This window comes from Streptomyces sp. NPDC002676, from assembly GCF_053592455.1.
The window spans coordinates 110,039-124,764 of sequence record NZ_JBSFVT010000005.1; the positions used below are offsets into that span (position 1 = coordinate 110,039).

Here is a 14,726-nt window from a genome sequence, read left to right on the forward strand (position 1 = left end):
ATGTGCCCAGGTCAGCACACCGACATAGCCGGATTTGCGTTCCCGTCCGATGGCTACCGTGGTCGCGCCCATTCGGCCACGCAAGACCACGGGGAAGAGGTGACGGCGATGGGCGCGCCGATACGTTCACGCCTGCTCGATCTCGTCGAGCCGGAGCCGCCCAAAGGGCCCGCCACGGCCGCTGCGACCGGACAGGCCCCGCAGCCACGCCGCTCGCACCTGCTGGACCTGGTCGACGCGGCACCGCCCCCACGGCCCGAGGGCGACGACCGTCCCGCCCCCAAGCCGGGCGTGCCCGCGTACGACACGCCGGTCTTCGTCCCTGCGCATCCGAGGTCCGTCGCGGCGTCGGACGCGCAGGGGCACCCGGTGCGCGTGCCCTTCGTCGTCTACGAACTGTTCGAGCACCCGGCGGACGGCACCGTGGCCCTCGCCTTCACCACGCCACGGAAGCTGGCGCAGGCGCTCGGCGAGGCACAGCCCTGGGTGGCCACCCCGATCGGACCGCTGGCCGAGAACGTGCGCGAGCGGGGCATGACCGTCGTCCTGGACCCGCGGGTCGCGCCCGGAGGGCACAACTGGCAGCCGGCCGACCTGGCCGCCTACGCGCAGGAGGTGCGCCGGTGACGGCCGACTTCAAGGTGATCTACGACGACCTCGCCACCATGGCGAAGACGTTCCACGACCAGGCCACCGACTGGCGCAAGCTGCACGGTGACGTGGCGCCGGCCGTGGTCAGCGGCGGCGACCCCGGGCTGGACCACGCGATCAAGCAGGTCTCCGAGCTGCTCATCGGCCTGCACATCGGCCTCGCGGACAAGCTGGACGACCACGGGGACAAGGTCGCGTACGCGCGGGACTCCTTCCACCGCCACGACGTCGACATCCACGGCGTGTTCGAGGACCTGAAGCTGGAGGAGAGCTGATGGGCGACAGCTGGGTCGGGGGCGACATCGGCGGACTGCGCACGATGGCCGAGACGTACAAGAACGCCAAGGACAAGCTGGACGGCGTCGTCAAACCGCTCACCCGGGTCGTGGACCAGCTGGCGACCGACGCGAGTTGGAAGGGCGAGGCGGCCGACACCTTCCGCGGCGCCTGGACCAAGGATTCGATCACGGCAGGCGCCTTCGCCGTCCTCGTGCACTCCGCGGGCACCATCCTCGGCGACCTCGCCGACGCCCTGAGCACCTGCGAGACCGCCCTGCAGAACGCAGAGCACGTCGCCGCCCGAGGCGGTGTGGTGACGGGTGGCAAGGGCGTCCCCGCGCCGACCGTCACCTCCGACGCCCAGCACGCCCACGCCCTGAGCGACTACGAGACGGCCCGCAACGAGATCCTGCACACCGCGCAGCACGCGCGCCTCGCGGCGGCGGACAAGCTGCGGGGGCTGTACCAGCAGGTGACGTCGAAGGACGACTCGGTGCCGGACGGAGACAAGATCACGCTGGCCGACGCGCTGCGCGGTCTGTACGCCTACGACGCCGAGGACGCCCGCGCCGGCGGGATCGAGGCCCGGGGGCACCTCGACACGGCCAAGGACGAGGCGCGGCTCGCCAAGAAGGAGCTGCGCGCGGAGCGCAGGGCGTACCAGAAGGCGGGCAAGGCGCTGCCGAAGGACCTGCCCGCCAAGACCGCCTACCGTGACGCGATGTCCAAGGTCGAGTCCCTGGAGGGCGACATCGCCCGCGCCGACCACGGCAGCACCAGACTGCCCTACGACCGCCAGCTGAACGTCAAACTGGCCGACGCCGCGGACGCCCTGCGCCTGGGCCGGAGCCTGGAGCGGCTGCCGCAGTTCCTCAGGGAGATCCCCGTCCTGGACATCGCCGCCGCCAGCGCCTACGGGCTGCTGGAGGCGAAGGGCGATCACGACGAGGGCTGGTCCTGGCAGCACGCCGTCGTCGTCGACGGCGGCGCCGCCCTGGGCGGCCTGGCCATCGGCGCGGCCGTCACGGCCGCCGCGCCCGTGGAAGGCGCCGTCGCGGTGGCCGCGGTCGGCGTGGGGTCGGCGATACTCGCGAGCGACGTCCTCGACCACGCCTTCCACGAGCACTGGAGCGAGGACATCCACGACCACGGTGTGGTCGGCGGTCTGCTGCACGGAACGGGCAACGTCCTCTCGGAAACCGGGGACGACGTGGTACGACTCAAGGACGACGTCTGGCATGGCATCAAAAGCATCTTCTGAGGCATTCGCGGCCGGCGCCCCCGCCCAGGTCCCGAAGCTGCCCGGCCTCGGCAGGACCTGGTACGCGCGGGGTGCGGCGTACTGGCTGCGCCGAGTCGTCACGAGCGGTCTGTGGCTGCTGCTCCTGGCGTTCATCAGCTACCTGGTGGTCCGGCTCTACGCGTCGTTCCGTGTCGAACTGTCGCCCACCCTGCGCCTGGTGTGGGACTGCGTTCAGGCTGCCGCGTCCTGCGCGGCCGTGGTGTGGGGATGGGTCGTGGCGCGCCGACGGCACGCGAAGGCGCTGCTGGACCCGCCCACTCCCGATGAAGCCCGTGCGGCGCGCCGCGCGCGGACTCGCCGCAACCTCGGGCTGGTCGCGGCCGGGCGCATCGTATGGCTGATCGTGATGCCCGTCATGCCGTCGGTGTTCGCCTACGCCATCGGCGAGTTCGTCGCTGCCTTGACCGTGCGCGAGTCCGCCGCCGAGGCCGGCGCCCGCCGCTGGCTCGAGGAACGCCGGTCCGGAACGTGACGTCCACCGGGACACCCGCCGGGATTCCGTCCCTGCCGGGCCTCGGCACCACCTGGTACCGGCGCGGCCCGCGCTACTGGCTGCGCCGCACGGTGAACGCCGTCTTCCTGCTCACCGTACTGGCCTTCTGCTGCTTCATCGCGCTCTCCCTCTACGCGGGGTTCCGCGACGAGCTTCCCTCCGGCGCGCGGACGGTGTGGGACGCGGTGCAGGTGGCCGCGTCCTGCGCGGCCCTGGTGTGGGGCTGGGCGAAAGGGCGGCGGGACATCCGTGCGGGCCTCCTGGATCCGCCCGCCCCCGGAGAGTTCCGGACCCGCAAGCGCAGGGAGACCAGCCGCGCGGCGGGCCTGGCGTCCGCGGGCCGCATCCTCCTGCTCCTCGCGGCCCCCGTACTGCCGGCCTTCTCCGCCTGGGGCGTCGGCTGGTTCCTCGCCTCACTCACCGTCCGCGAATACCCCAGCGAAGCCGGCGCCCGCCGCTGGCTCCAGGAGCACACCGCCGGAACATGATGCCGACCCGCTGGAACAGCGCCCGCCCGGAACATAACCGGGCACAACGGGCGTCAATCGGCGGCCTGTGTCACCGCGCAGGCACGCAGCGAGTTTTCCCTTCCGCCCCACTGGCAGTCGTGTGAGACTGTCGTTTCCGTCCACCTTGCGGACCCTTCCGTACCCCCTCCCCTACGAGAAGTGAGCCGTGCGTTCCCTTCCTCTGCCGCTCGCCCTCACCGCGCGTCTGACGCCGGTCGCCGTGCTCGCCTGCGCCGGCTGGGCGCTGTCGTCGAGCCCGGCCGCACCGCACGCCGCCGGGCAGCGGCCGGCCCCGCAGACGTCCACCGGGTCGGCCCCCGCCCCGTCGTCGACCGCGAAGTCCAAGACGTACTCCACCGCGCCCGCCCCCTGCGCGAGCGTGCCCGTGGGCACGGTCACCGGCCTCGTGCCCGGGGCGAAGACGGCGGGCAAGGAGATCCCGTCGACGGATCCCTCGCTGCGCCGCACCTGCTCCTGGAACGCACTCAAGGGCTACGACTACCGGTGGCTCGACGTCTCCTTCGAGCTGGCCTCGTCCGACCAGGAGGCGACGACGGAGTACCAGCAGCGGGTCGCCGAGAAGAGCGGCGGCGGGACCGTACCCGGGCTCGGCGACAGCGCGTACTCCGTCGTGAACCTGACCACGGAGGACAAGCAGCAGACCCGCGAGGGCGTCGTCATGGTGCGCGTCGGCAACGCCCTGGTGATCGTCACCTACAACGGCAGCGACTTCGAGACGAAGAAGGCGCCGGACACGAAGGAGATCAACACCGGGGCCATCAAGGCGGCCCGGAGCGCGGTGGCGGCGCTGCGGGGCGGCCAGTCCGGCTGACCGCCCCGCAGTTTCCGTAGGCGCCTACGACGGCTGCGCGCCCCCGGTCCGCCGGCCGGTCGCCAGCGTCAGCCCCAGGTACAGCACCACAGCGGTGCCGAGGCCCACGGCCCAGCCGTAGTCGGCGAGGGGCTTGAGGGCCGGGATCGGGCGGCCGTCGATCAGCGGGTGGAAGTCCGCGCCGCCGATCGCGAGGACGCCGCCCGCCAGGAAGGACACGACGGCCCGCCAGTTCCAGCCGGCCGTGTACCAGTAGCGGCCTCCCGTGCGGTACAGGTCGGCGAGGTCGAGGCGGGTGCGGCGCAGGATCCAGTAGTCGGCGACGAGGATGCCCGCGACCGTGCCGAGCAGTCCGCCGACCAGGCCGAGCCAGGTGAAGATGTAGCCCTGCGGGTCGGAGTACAGCTTCCACGGGAAGATCAGTACGGCGAGGACGGACGTGATGAGGGCCCCGGTGCGGAAACTCACCTTCCTGGGCGCCACGTTGGAGAAGTCGAAGGCCGGGGAGACCAGGTTGGCCGCGATGTTCACGGACAGGGTGGCCACGAGGACGGTGACCAGGGCGTAGAGCAGCCCGGCCACGTTGTCCGTCTTCGCCGCCAGCTGGACCGGGTCCCAGACCGGCTTGCCGTACACCGCCTGGGAGCCGGAGGTCACCAGCACGGAGAGGAAGGCGAAGAGGGTCATGGTCGTGGGCAGGCCGAGGGCCTGGCCCCAGGTCTGGGCCTTCTGGCTCTTTCCGTAACGCGTGAAGTCGGGGATGTTCAGGCTCAGGGTGGACCAGAAGCCGATCATTCCCATCAGTGAGGGCCAGAACAGCTTCCAGAAGCTGCCGCCCCAACCGAGCCTGGAGGGCTGGTCGAAGAGCGGGCCGACACCGCCGGCCTTGCTGCTCATCCACCACAGCATCACGAAGGCGCCGACGAGCACGAACGGCGCGGCCCAGTTCTCGAAGCGGCGGATGGTCTCCATGCCCCGGTAGATGATCGCGACCTGGATCGCCCAGAAGACCGCGAACGACAGCCACATGGTCCAGGCGTGGCCGCCGATGTGCGAGGCGTTCGCCCAGCTGTCCCCGATCAGCTTGCCCGCGAGGAAGTAGATCGCCTCGCCGCCGATCCAGGTCTGGATGCCGAACCAGCCGCACGCCACCAACGCCCGTACGACAGCGGGCAGGTTGGCGCCGCGTACGCCGAAGGAAGCGCGGGCGAAGACCGGGAAGGGGATGCCGTACTTCGGGCCCGCGTGCCCGGTGAGCAGCATCGGGACGAGCACGATCAGATTGGCGAGGGCGATGGTGAACACGGCCTGCTTCCAGTCCATGCCCACCGCGATCAGCCCGGACGCCAGTGTCCAGGAGGCCGTGTTGTGGGCCATGCCGACCCACAGCGCGGAGAAGTTGTACGTCGTCCAAGTGCGCCCCGCCACGGGGACGGGAAGCAGGTCCGCGTTGGCGTAGGGGCCGCTGGGCTGCGGCGCACCGGGGGCGATCTCCACCCGGCCGTCGGCCAGGGTGACTTGAGCGGTCGGCGGTATCGCCGTGGGAGCGGTGTCGGTCATGGGCAGGCCAATCAACGAGGGGAGGGACGGGAAAGGCCGTGCGGGCACCAGCCCCTCCCCGGGACGGCGGGAAGGGGTGACCAGGAGGTGGGGGGGTGCGGAGGGGCAGAGGGACGGGGGTGTCAGGCGTTGACGGCGGGGATCACCGTCGCGCCGTAGGCGTCGATGGTCGCCTCCTGCGCGTCGTGCATGTCGTACACCGCGAACTGGTCGACGCCCAGCTCGCGCAGCGCGTGCAGTTTCCCGATGTGCTTCTCGGCCGGGCCGATGACGCAGAAACGGTCGACGATCTCGTCGGGGACGAACGCGGTGTCGGGGTTGTCGGCGCGTCCGTGGTGGGAGTAGTCGTAGCCCTCGCGGGCCTTGATGTAGTCGGTGAGTGCGTCGGGGACCTGGCCGGAGTGCTCGCCGTACTTGGCGACCAGGTCGGCCACGTGGTTGCCGACCATGCCGCCGAACCACCGGCACTGGTCACGCGCGTGGGCGAGCGCCTCGGGCGAGTCGTCCGCGGTGACGTAGGCGGGGGCGGCGACGCAGACGGTGATCTCGGACGGGTCGCGGCCCGCGGCCACGGCCGCGTCCTTGACGGCCTTCACCATGTACTCCGTCAGGTACAGGTCGGACAGCTGGAGGATGAACCCGTCGGCCTCCTCACCGGCCATCTTCAACGCCTTGGGACCGTACGCCGCCATCCACACGGGGAGTTCGGCGCCCGGCTTGATCCACGGGAACCTGACGACCGTCCCCCCGAGGTCGGCCTCGTCCCCGCTGCCGAGGGCCCGGATGACCTTCATGGCCTCGCTGATACGCGCGAGGGTGTTGGGCTTGCGGCCGGCGACGCGCATCGCGGAGTCGCCGCGGCCGATGCCGCAGACGGTGCGGTTGCCGAACATGTCGTTGAGGGTGGCGAAGGTGGAGGCGGTGACCTCCCAGGTGCGGGTGCCCGGGTTGGTGACCATCGGGCCGATCTTCAACTTCGTGGTCTGGGCAAGGATCTGACTGTAGATCACGAAGGGTTCCTGCCACAGCACGGCGGAGTCGAAGGTCCAGCCGTAGGTGAAGCCGTTGCGCTCGGCCCGCTTCATCAGGCTGATGACGCGGGAGGCCGGCGGGTCGGTCTGCAGGACGAGTCCGAAGTCCATGGGCACCACTCCTAGTTGAGGTACTGACAGGTGGAGCGGGGGGTGAAGACGCCGTGGCCGGCGCGTCCGGTGTACTCCCGCTCGGTGATGACGGGTTCGCCGCGCGAGAGCACGGTCTCGACCCGGCCGGTCGTCCGCCTGCCCTCGTACGCCGAGTAGTCGACGTTCATGTGGTGCGTCTCGGCGGACATGACCTGCTCGGCGTGCGGATCGTAGATGACGACGTCGGCGTCCGCGCCGGGCGCGATGGTGCCCTTCGCCGGGTAGAGGCCGAACATCCTGGCCGGGGCGGCGCAGGCGATCTCGATCCAGCGGCGGCGGGAGATGTGCCCGTCGACCACGGCCTGGTGGAGCAGGTCCATGCGGTTCTCCACGCCGGGCAGCCCGTTGGGGATCTTGGAGAAGTCGCCGCGGCCCAGCTCCTTCTGACCGGTGAAGCAGAACGGGCAGTGGTCGGTGGAGACGACCTGGAGGTCGTTGGTCCTGAGCCCCTGCCAGAGCTTGGCCTGGTGCTCTTTGGGCCTGAGCGGCGTGCTGCACACGTACTTGGCGCCCTCGAAGTCCGGTTCGGCGAGGTTGTCGGTGGACAGGAACAGGTACTGCGGGCAGGTCTCGCCGAAGACGTTCAGCCCTTCGTCGCGCGCCCGCGCCAGCTCCGCCACCGCCTCCATGGCGGAGACGTGCACGACGTACAGGGGCGCCCCGGCGACCTGGGCGAGCCGGATGGCGCGGTGGGTGGCCTCGGCCTCCAGCAGGGCCTTGCGGACCTCGCCGTGGTAGCGGGGGTCGGTCTCGCCGCGGGCGAGGGCCTGTTCGACGAGCACGTCGATCGCGATGCCGTTCTCGGCGTGCATCATGATCAGGCCGCCGTTGTCGGCGGAGCGCTGCATGGCCCGCAGGATCTGGCCGTCGTCGGAGTAGAACACCCCCGGGTAGGCCATGAACTGCTTGAACGAGGTCACGCCCTCCTCGATCAGCAGGTCCATCTCCTTGAGCGTCTCGTCGTTCACATCGGAGACGATCATGTGGAAGGCGTAGTCGATCGCGCAGTTGCCCTCGGCCTTGGCGTGCCAGGTGTCCAGGCCCTCGCGCAGGGTGTGGCCGACGCTCTGCACCGCGAAGTCGACGATGGTCGTCGTGCCGCCCCAGGCGGCGGCGCGGGTGCCGGTCTCGAAGGTGTCGGAGGCGAAGGTGCCGCCGAACGGCAGCTCCATGTGGGTGTGGGCGTCGACGCCGCCCGGGATGACGTACTTCCCGGTGGCGTCGATGATCCGGTCGGCGGTGAACGCCTCGGCGGCGGGGGTGCCGGAGGCGGCGAGGGCGGCGATGCGGCCGTCCTCGATCAGGACGTCGGCGTGGATCTCGTCGGACGCGGTGATGACGAGGCCCCCGCGGATGACGGTACGGCTGCTCATGCTGCTCCCTCGGTCGGCGGTGCGGTCAGGGTGCGGTCAGCGGCGTGTACGCCCCCGGCGCCCGGTCGCGGTAGAACTGCCAGCGGTCGCGGACCTCGCGGAGCTTGGCCAGGTCGAGGTCGCGGACGACGAGTTCGGTCTCCTTGTCGCTCGCGACCTCGCCGACGAACTGGGCCTCCGGATCCACGAAGTAGGTGGTGCCGTAGAAGTCGTTGTCGCCGAGGTCCTCCACGCCGACCCGGTTGATCGCGCCGACGAAGTACTCGTTGGCGACGGCCGCCGCCGGCTGCTCCAGCTGCCACAGGTAGCGGGACAGGCCGCGCGAGGTCGCCGACGGGTTGAAGACGAGCTCGGCACCGGCGAGGCCCAACGCCCGCCAGCCCTCCGGGAAGTGGCGGTCGTAGCAGATGTACACACCGATCCGGCCGACGGCCGTGTCGAAGACGGGCCAGCCGCTGTTGCCGGGGCGGAAGTAGAACTTCTCCCAGAATCCCTGGACTTGGGGAATGTGGGTCTTGCGGTACTTGCCGAGGTAGGTGCCGTCCGCGTCGATCACCGCGGCGGTGTTGTACAGGACGCCCGGCTGCTCCTCCTCGTACATGGGCAGGACCAGGACGATGCCCAGTTCCCGCGCGAGCGCCTGGAAGCGCTGGACGGTCGGGCCGTCCGGGATCCGCTCGGCGTACTCGTAGAAGGCCTTGTCCTGCACCTGGCAGAAGTAGGGGCCGTAGAACAGCTCCTGGAAGCAGAGGACTTGGGCGCCCTGCGCGGCGGCGTCGCGGGCCGCCTGCTCGTGCACCCGGATCATCGACTCCTTGTCGCCGGTCCAGGCGGTCTGGAAGAGGGCGGCACGGATCACTCGGCTCATCGGGACCTCCGGTCGCTCGGTGTACGGCGAGCCTAGAAAGCCCGGATGGCCGGTTTGAGTTGCAGCGTGTCACGTCTGCGGGTGGTCGGCGTGCCACCGTGTCACGCGCGTACGGTCCCAAGTTTCACCGCCGTTTTCCCAGGTCGTTGCATGTTTCACCCCTGTTGCGCGTCGTGCGCGAGGAGCGCGATGTGCACGGAGGCCGCCTGTTCGAAGTCGTCCAGGTCGACGCCGAGGCGGGCCTGTATGGCCTCCAGGCGGCGGTAGAGCGCGGGCCGGGAGACGTGGTGGAGCTGCGCGGTGCGGGACTTGTTGCGGCCGGTCGCCAGGTAGGTGCGCAGCACGTTCAGCAGCTCCGGCTCGGCGCCGCGCAACAGTCCGGCCAGCTCCCGTTCGGCGAAGGACTGCACCTGCGGGTCGTCGCGCAACAGCCGGATCAGCCCGCGCAGATGGACATCCTTCAGGCGGACGACGGCCGGCAGGTCGAGGGCCGCGGCGGAACCGGCGACGGCGTCGGCGACATGCCGGGCCTCGCGCAGCCCGGCGGGCACCTCGTCCCAGGCGGTGCGCGGATCGGCGGCGGCGACCACGGCGGCAAGCCGCCCGGTCTCAGTGCGCAGCCGGGCCGCGAAGTGCGCGGTCAGCGCCTCGGCGTGCTGGTCGCGGGCGAGGCTGAGCAGCACGGCCGTGGCCCCGTCGGCCAGCTCGGCGACGAGCCCGGACAGACCCAACAGCCGTAGCACCCGGTCGAGTTGACCGAGATCCCCGTCGGGTACGACGAGCGGCACGAAGGTCCGCCGGTTGACCGGCAGCCCGGCCGCGCGCGCCCGTGGCAGCAGCTGCCGGGCCGGTACGGCACCGGAGACGAGGTCGGTCAGCAGGCTCTGCGCGGACTGTTCCTCCCAGGTCCGCGCGGAGCCGCCGCCGAGCATGCGGTGCAGGACCAACGCCTCGGCGGCCCGGTCGGCGAGCAGCCGCCCGGCGGCCGGATCACCGCGGTACCCGCACAGCAGGATCCGGCCCCAGCGCTCGCCGCGCCCGCCCAGCTCGGCGCGGATCCAGCCGTCGCCCGCGCTGCCGCCGGCCTGCCGGGCGATCCGCTCCCAGTCCCGCAGCACGTCGTCCACCGCCGACCGCTCCCCCGCCGTGGCGAGGACGCGGTGCGCGAGGTTGGTGACGACGACCGGGCAGCCGCTGTGCACGGCGACTTCGCCGAGGAGCCGTTGGAGGGGGGCGCCGGCCGTGATGAGGCCGGTGAGCGCGGTACGGACCGATTCCGAAAGGCTGACGGCGGCGAACTTCTGCCGCACCAGACGGGACTGGACCTCCTCCGTCAACTCGGCGAAGGGAAAGGGGCGGTGGAGAACCACCATGGGCAGACCGCAGCGGTCCGCCGCGCGGCGCATCGCGTCCGGGGGCGAGGGGAAGGCACGGCCGAGGCCGAGGACGACCGCGGCGGCCTCGGCCCGGTACAACGACTGGATGTACTCGGCCTGTTTGCTCTCGTCACCGGCGAGCAGCACGCCGGTGGTGAGCACCATCTCGCCGCCGCTGAGCATCACCCCGACATCGGCGGCCTCGGCGACGTGCACCCAGCGCACCGGCCGGTCGAGCTGACCGGCACCGGCCACCACCTCGGGCTCCCCGGCGAGCACCCGCTCCAGGGTGAGGACCTGGCGGACCGAGAGGGCGGAATGCGGGGACTCCGAGATGATGGTCATGGCCGTATCCCTTGCTCGGGCGGTGCTAGTACGTGCTCCTCAGCGCCTGTTCGAGGATCGCCGCGCCCTCCTCGGCCTCCGCGACGGTCAGCGTGAGCGGCGGGGCGATGCGCAGGGCGCTGGTGTTGTGGCCGCCGCCCTTGCCGATGAGCAGTCCGCCCGCGCGGGCCGCCTCCAGCACGGCGGCGGCTCCCTGTGGATCGGCCTCGTCCGTGCCGGGCTTGACCAGCTCGATGCCGATCATCAGGCCGCGCCCGCGCACCTCGCGGACGCCGGGCAGCTGGGCCGCGACTGCGCGCAGCCGCTCGATGAGCAGCCCGCCGACCCGGCGCGCATTGCCCTGGAGGTCGTGCTCGACGAGGTAGGCGAGGTTGGCGAGGCCGGCGGCCATGGTGATCTGGGTGCCGCCGAAGGTCGAGATGCTGTTGGCGTCCAGGCAGTTCATGATCTCGCCGCGGGCGATCACACCGCCGACGGACATGCCGTTGCCGATGCCCTTGGCGAAGGTGACGAGGTCCGGCGGGCCGCTCTGGGCATGGGCCTGCCAGCCCCAGAAGTGGTCGCCGGTGCGGCCCCAGCCGGTCTGCACCTCGTCGGCGATCCACAGGATCCCGTGTGCGTTCAGCACGTCACGGAATGCCGCATACAGCCCGTCGGGCGGGGACGTGAAGCCGCCGACGCCCTGGATGGGCTCGGCGATCAGCGCGGCGGGCGGCCGGGCCTGCCCGAGGACGTCCTTCAGGTCCGCGACACAGGCGTCGATGAAGGCACGGTCGTCCAGCTCGGCGAACGGGCCCCGGCTGCGGACGCCTCCGTGGACGTACAGCGTCTGCAGCGGGGACAGGGAGGTCGGGGACCAGCCGCGGTTGCCTGTGATGCCGACCGTGCTGAACGAGCGGCCGTGGTAGCTGTTGCGCATGGCCAGGACGGTGTTGCTGCCGCGGTAGGCGGTGGCGAGCAGCAGGGCGGTGTCGTTGGCCTCGGTGCCGGAGGTGGTGAAGAACACCCGGGCGTCCGGGATGCCGCTCAACTTGGCGATGCGCTCGGCAAGTTCGACCATCGGCCGGTTGAGGTAGAGGGTCGAGGAGTGCAGGATGCGGCCGGCCTGCTCACTGACCGCCTTGGTCACCTCGGGCAGCGCGTGCGCGGTCATCGTGGTGAGGATGCCGCCGAAGAAGTCCAGGTACTTGTTGCCGGCCGAGTCCCAGACGTGGCGGCCCTCGCCATGGGTGATCTCCAGCGGCTCGTCGTAGTAGAGGGCGAGCCAGTCGGGCATGACCTGACGGTGGCGGCTGTAGAGGTCGTTCACGGCTGCACCAGTCCTTCGTAGGCGTCGGGGCGGCGGTCGCGGTAGAACGCCCACTGCTGCCGGACTTCCTCGATGACGCCGAAGTCCAGGTCGCGGACGAGGAGTTCCTCCGACTTGTCATTGGCCCTCTCGCCGACCATCCGGCCGCGCGGGTCGACGAAGTAACTCGTGCCGTAGAAGTCGTTGTCGCCGTACTCCTCCTGGCCGACCCGGTTGATGGCGGCGACGAAGTACTCGTTGGCCACGGCCGCCGCGGGCTGCTCCAGCTGCCAGAGGTGGGCGGACAGGCCGCGGTGGGTGGCGGACGGGTTGTAGACCAACTGGGCGCCGTTGAGGCCCAGTTGCCGCCAGCCTTCCGGGAAGTGGCGGTCGTAGCAGATGTAGACGCCGACCTTGCCCACGGCGGTGTCGAAGACGGGCCAGCCGAGGTTGCCGGGGCGGAAGTAGTACTTCTCCCAGAAGCCCTTGACCTGCGGGATGTGGTGCTTCCTGTACTTGCCGAGGTAGCTGCCGTCGGCGTCGATCACGGCGGCGGTGTTGTAGTAGAAGCCGGACTGCTCGACCTCGAAGACCGGTGCGACGATCACCATGCCGGTCTCGCGGGCGAGGTCCCGCATCCGGCGGACGGTCGGCCCGTCGGGCACCGGCTCGGCCCAGCGGTAGTGCTCCGGCTCCTGGACCTGGCAGAAGTAGGGCGCGTTGAAGACCTCCTGAAAGCCGATGATCTTCGCACCCCGGCGGGCCGCCTCGCGGGCGTGCTCCTCGTGTTTCGCCACCATGGACTCGGTGTCGCCGGTCCAGGTGGCCTGGACCAGTGCGGCACGTACGACGTTGGCCATGAGCTGCTCCTTCGACGCGAGGTCCGAGCGTCTACGCGCGTGTACGCCGACGGTAGAGGGCAAATTCCCCGCTGGGAAGGACGCCCGCCCACTCGATCGAGTGAACCGCTTTCGAGCCACCGCGAGAACCGGGCGTGCGCGGTTTTCTCCTCGCCGCCCTACGCAACCGGCCCGCTCGATGCCGAGCGGGCCGGGCAGACGGCGTGCGGGCGGGGCAGACGGCGTGCGGGCCGGGCAGACGGCGTGCGGGCCGGGCAGACGGCGTGCGGGCCGGGCAGACGGCGTGCGGGCCGGGCAGACGGCGTGCGGGCCGGTCAGGCGGCGAACCCCGCGACGCGTAAAGCGTGCACCAGATCCCAGTAGCGCTCCTGCGAGACACCCTGAGCGGCCTTCAGCAGCAACGGCACCAGCCGGTGGGGGTCGGCGGCGACGCTGCGGGCGGCCTCCTCGGGGGTGCGGGCGCGCACGTAGGCGTCCAGCAGGGCCCCTACCTCGCGGTCCCGGCCCGCCGTGTCCAGCCCGAGCACGGCGGCGCCTACCTCCGCGGCCGGCCGCGCGACGCCCTGCCGCAGGATCTGCTGCCCGTCACCGGCCCGGCCGGCCGCCTCCAGTGCGTCGGCGGCGGCGACGAGCCGCTCGGCGGGCAGCGAGGCGGCCTCCCACAGCAGCGTGGCCCAGTCGGCGCCGAGCCCGGCGCGCCGCAGGGCGTCCGCGAGCAGCGGGAAGCGGGCGGCGGGCCACTGCGTGGCCTCGACCAGCAGGACATGCGCTTCCCCGGTACGTTCCTCCGCCCTGAGCCGCACCAGCCGCTCGACGACCTCGGCCACGGCCGCCTGCCCTTCGCCGTCGGCCTCCTCCACGCGGGGCTCGGCCCGCTCGGCCGATCCCCCCGCCCAGGCGAACCGGGCCCCTCGGGGGGCACGCCGGCGGGCGGAGGCCTCGGGCGCGGCCGGATCCGGTGTCTGGGGTAGGGCGCCGGGCGCGCCGCCGTCCTCGGCCGCTCCGGCGAACCGGGCGCTGCCGCGGCGCCGCTTGCGGACTTTGCCGGACGCCTCGGACGCGATGGACGCGGCGGGCGCGGGGGCCTGGGCGGGCACAGTGGGCTGGGTGCGCTGTGCGGGCTGAGCATGCTGAGCGAGCTGTGCCGACTGAGTCCGCTGAGCCCTCTGAGCCATCTGTGCCGTCTGAGCCGTCGAGTCCTCGGCGGTTCGGAGCGTCCGGGCGAGGGTGCCGGCGGCGGACGAGTCTCCCCCTGCCGGCGCGTCTGCCCCGCCCCGGTCGGTCTTCTCCAACCTGGCCATGCGTGACCGGAGTTCGGCGCAGCGGGCGGTCGCCCGTTCGTGGTCGTCGCGGGCCCAGGCGAGGTCGAGGTGGAGGGACTGGGCCTCCTCGCGGGTGGCCGCGGCGACAATGAGGCGGCCGAGTTCCGCCTGGCGCTCGGCGGCGTACCGCTGCTCGCGGAGCATGACGTCGAGGCGGTCGCCGAGGGAGTCACGGGCGCCGGGCCGGGCGTCGTACGCGCTGAGCGCCGCGGCGTGCAGGGTGCGCGCCCTCTCCTTCTCGGCCGTCGCCGCAGCGGGGCCGTGTTCCGCGGCGAGGTCCTGCAGCAGGGCCTCCACGACGTCCCACGGCGGCACCTCCCGCCCGTCACGGCAGGCCCGCATGCCCTCCGGATCGCGTTGCCAGAAGACCCCGGACCAGCCGCCGCCCGGGTCCAGGCGCGCCAGGAGGCCGTTCAGGTAGCTCGCGAACTCCCGCATCTGCCCGGGGAGTTGATCCACAGCCATCGTCCGACTCCCGCCCGC

Annotated in this window: 14 protein-coding genes; 6 read left to right on the forward strand and 8 right to left on the reverse strand. The window is 71.6% G+C overall.

Going from position 1 to position 14,726, the window contains the following annotated elements:
* Nucleotides 1-108: 108 nt before the first annotated feature.
* From ACWD3E_RS16480 to ACWD3E_RS16505, 6 genes are all read left to right on the forward strand, one after another.
* A complete protein-coding gene (locus tag ACWD3E_RS16480; protein ID WP_451388244.1) occupies nt 109-627 on the forward strand; it encodes an SAV_915 family protein in 519 nt (172 codons plus the stop codon).
* On the forward strand, nt 624-926 hold the full coding sequence (locus tag ACWD3E_RS16485) for a DUF6317 family protein (protein WP_451354587.1): 303 nt from the start codon (nt 624-626) through the stop codon (nt 924-926). The genes ACWD3E_RS16480 and ACWD3E_RS16485 overlap by 4 nt, the downstream gene beginning before the upstream one ends.
* Nucleotides 926-2,191 carry a WXG100 family type VII secretion target gene (locus tag ACWD3E_RS16490; protein ID WP_451388245.1) on the forward strand — a complete coding sequence of 422 codons (1,266 nt, stop codon included), beginning with the start codon at nt 926-928 and terminating at the stop codon, nt 2,189-2,191. The genes ACWD3E_RS16485 and ACWD3E_RS16490 overlap by 1 nt, the downstream gene beginning before the upstream one ends.
* The gene (locus tag ACWD3E_RS16495; RefSeq protein WP_451388246.1) at nt 2,169-2,705 is read left to right on the forward strand and encodes a hypothetical protein; all 537 of its coding nucleotides are present in this window, start codon (nt 2,169-2,171) and stop codon (nt 2,703-2,705) included. Before ACWD3E_RS16490 ends, ACWD3E_RS16495 begins: the two co-directional genes overlap by 23 nt.
* A complete protein-coding gene (locus tag ACWD3E_RS16500) occupies nt 2,702-3,214 on the forward strand; it encodes a hypothetical protein (RefSeq protein WP_451388247.1) in 513 nt (170 codons plus the stop codon). Before ACWD3E_RS16495 ends, ACWD3E_RS16500 begins: the two co-directional genes overlap by 4 nt.
* Nucleotides 3,215-3,401: 187 nt before the next feature.
* Nucleotides 3,402-4,067 (forward strand): hypothetical protein, encoded by a 666-nt coding sequence (locus tag ACWD3E_RS16505; protein ID WP_451388248.1) that lies wholly within the window; start codon nt 3,402-3,404, stop codon nt 4,065-4,067.
* 24 nt (nt 4,068-4,091) lie between these two features.
* Here ACWD3E_RS16505 and ACWD3E_RS16510 read toward each other — a convergent pair whose 3' ends face one another.
* The 8 genes from ACWD3E_RS16510 to ACWD3E_RS16545 all read right to left on the reverse strand — a co-directional run bounded on the left by ACWD3E_RS16510 (nt 4,092) and on the right by ACWD3E_RS16545 (nt 14,708).
* Nucleotides 4,092-5,627 carry an NCS1 family nucleobase:cation symporter-1 gene (locus tag ACWD3E_RS16510; protein ID WP_451388249.1) on the reverse strand — a complete coding sequence of 512 codons (1,536 nt, stop codon included), beginning with the start codon at nt 5,625-5,627 and terminating at the stop codon, nt 4,092-4,094.
* A 122-nt stretch (nt 5,628-5,749) separates the two neighbouring features.
* A complete protein-coding gene (locus ACWD3E_RS16515) occupies nt 5,750-6,769 on the reverse strand; it encodes a TIGR03842 family LLM class F420-dependent oxidoreductase (protein ID WP_451388250.1) in 1,020 nt (339 codons plus the stop codon).
* A gap of 11 nt (nt 6,770-6,780) precedes the next feature.
* Nucleotides 6,781-8,184 carry a dihydropyrimidinase gene (gene hydA, locus ACWD3E_RS16520; RefSeq protein ID WP_451388251.1) on the reverse strand — a complete coding sequence of 468 codons (1,404 nt, stop codon included), beginning with the start codon at nt 8,182-8,184 and terminating at the stop codon, nt 6,781-6,783.
* Between the two features lie 25 nt (nt 8,185-8,209).
* Nucleotides 8,210-9,052: a nitrilase-related carbon-nitrogen hydrolase gene (locus ACWD3E_RS16525; RefSeq protein WP_451354577.1), complete on the reverse strand. Its 843-nt coding sequence runs from the start codon at nt 9,050-9,052 to the stop codon at nt 8,210-8,212.
* 155 nt (nt 9,053-9,207) lie between these two features.
* On the reverse strand, nt 9,208-10,773 hold the full coding sequence (locus ACWD3E_RS16530) for a PucR family transcriptional regulator (RefSeq protein ID WP_451388252.1): 1,566 nt from the start codon (nt 10,771-10,773) through the stop codon (nt 9,208-9,210).
* Between the two features lie 25 nt (nt 10,774-10,798).
* Nucleotides 10,799-12,082: an aspartate aminotransferase family protein gene (locus ACWD3E_RS16535; RefSeq protein WP_451388253.1), complete on the reverse strand. Its 1,284-nt coding sequence runs from the start codon at nt 12,080-12,082 to the stop codon at nt 10,799-10,801.
* Entirely contained in the window at nt 12,079-12,921 is an 843-nt protein-coding gene (locus ACWD3E_RS16540) for a nitrilase-related carbon-nitrogen hydrolase (RefSeq protein ID WP_451388254.1), read from the reverse strand. The genes ACWD3E_RS16535 and ACWD3E_RS16540 overlap by 4 nt, the downstream gene beginning before the upstream one ends.
* Before the next feature lie 314 nt (nt 12,922-13,235).
* Nucleotides 13,236-14,708: a hypothetical protein gene (locus ACWD3E_RS16545; RefSeq protein ID WP_451388255.1), complete on the reverse strand. Its 1,473-nt coding sequence runs from the start codon at nt 14,706-14,708 to the stop codon at nt 13,236-13,238.
* Nucleotides 14,709-14,726 lie beyond the last annotated feature (18 nt).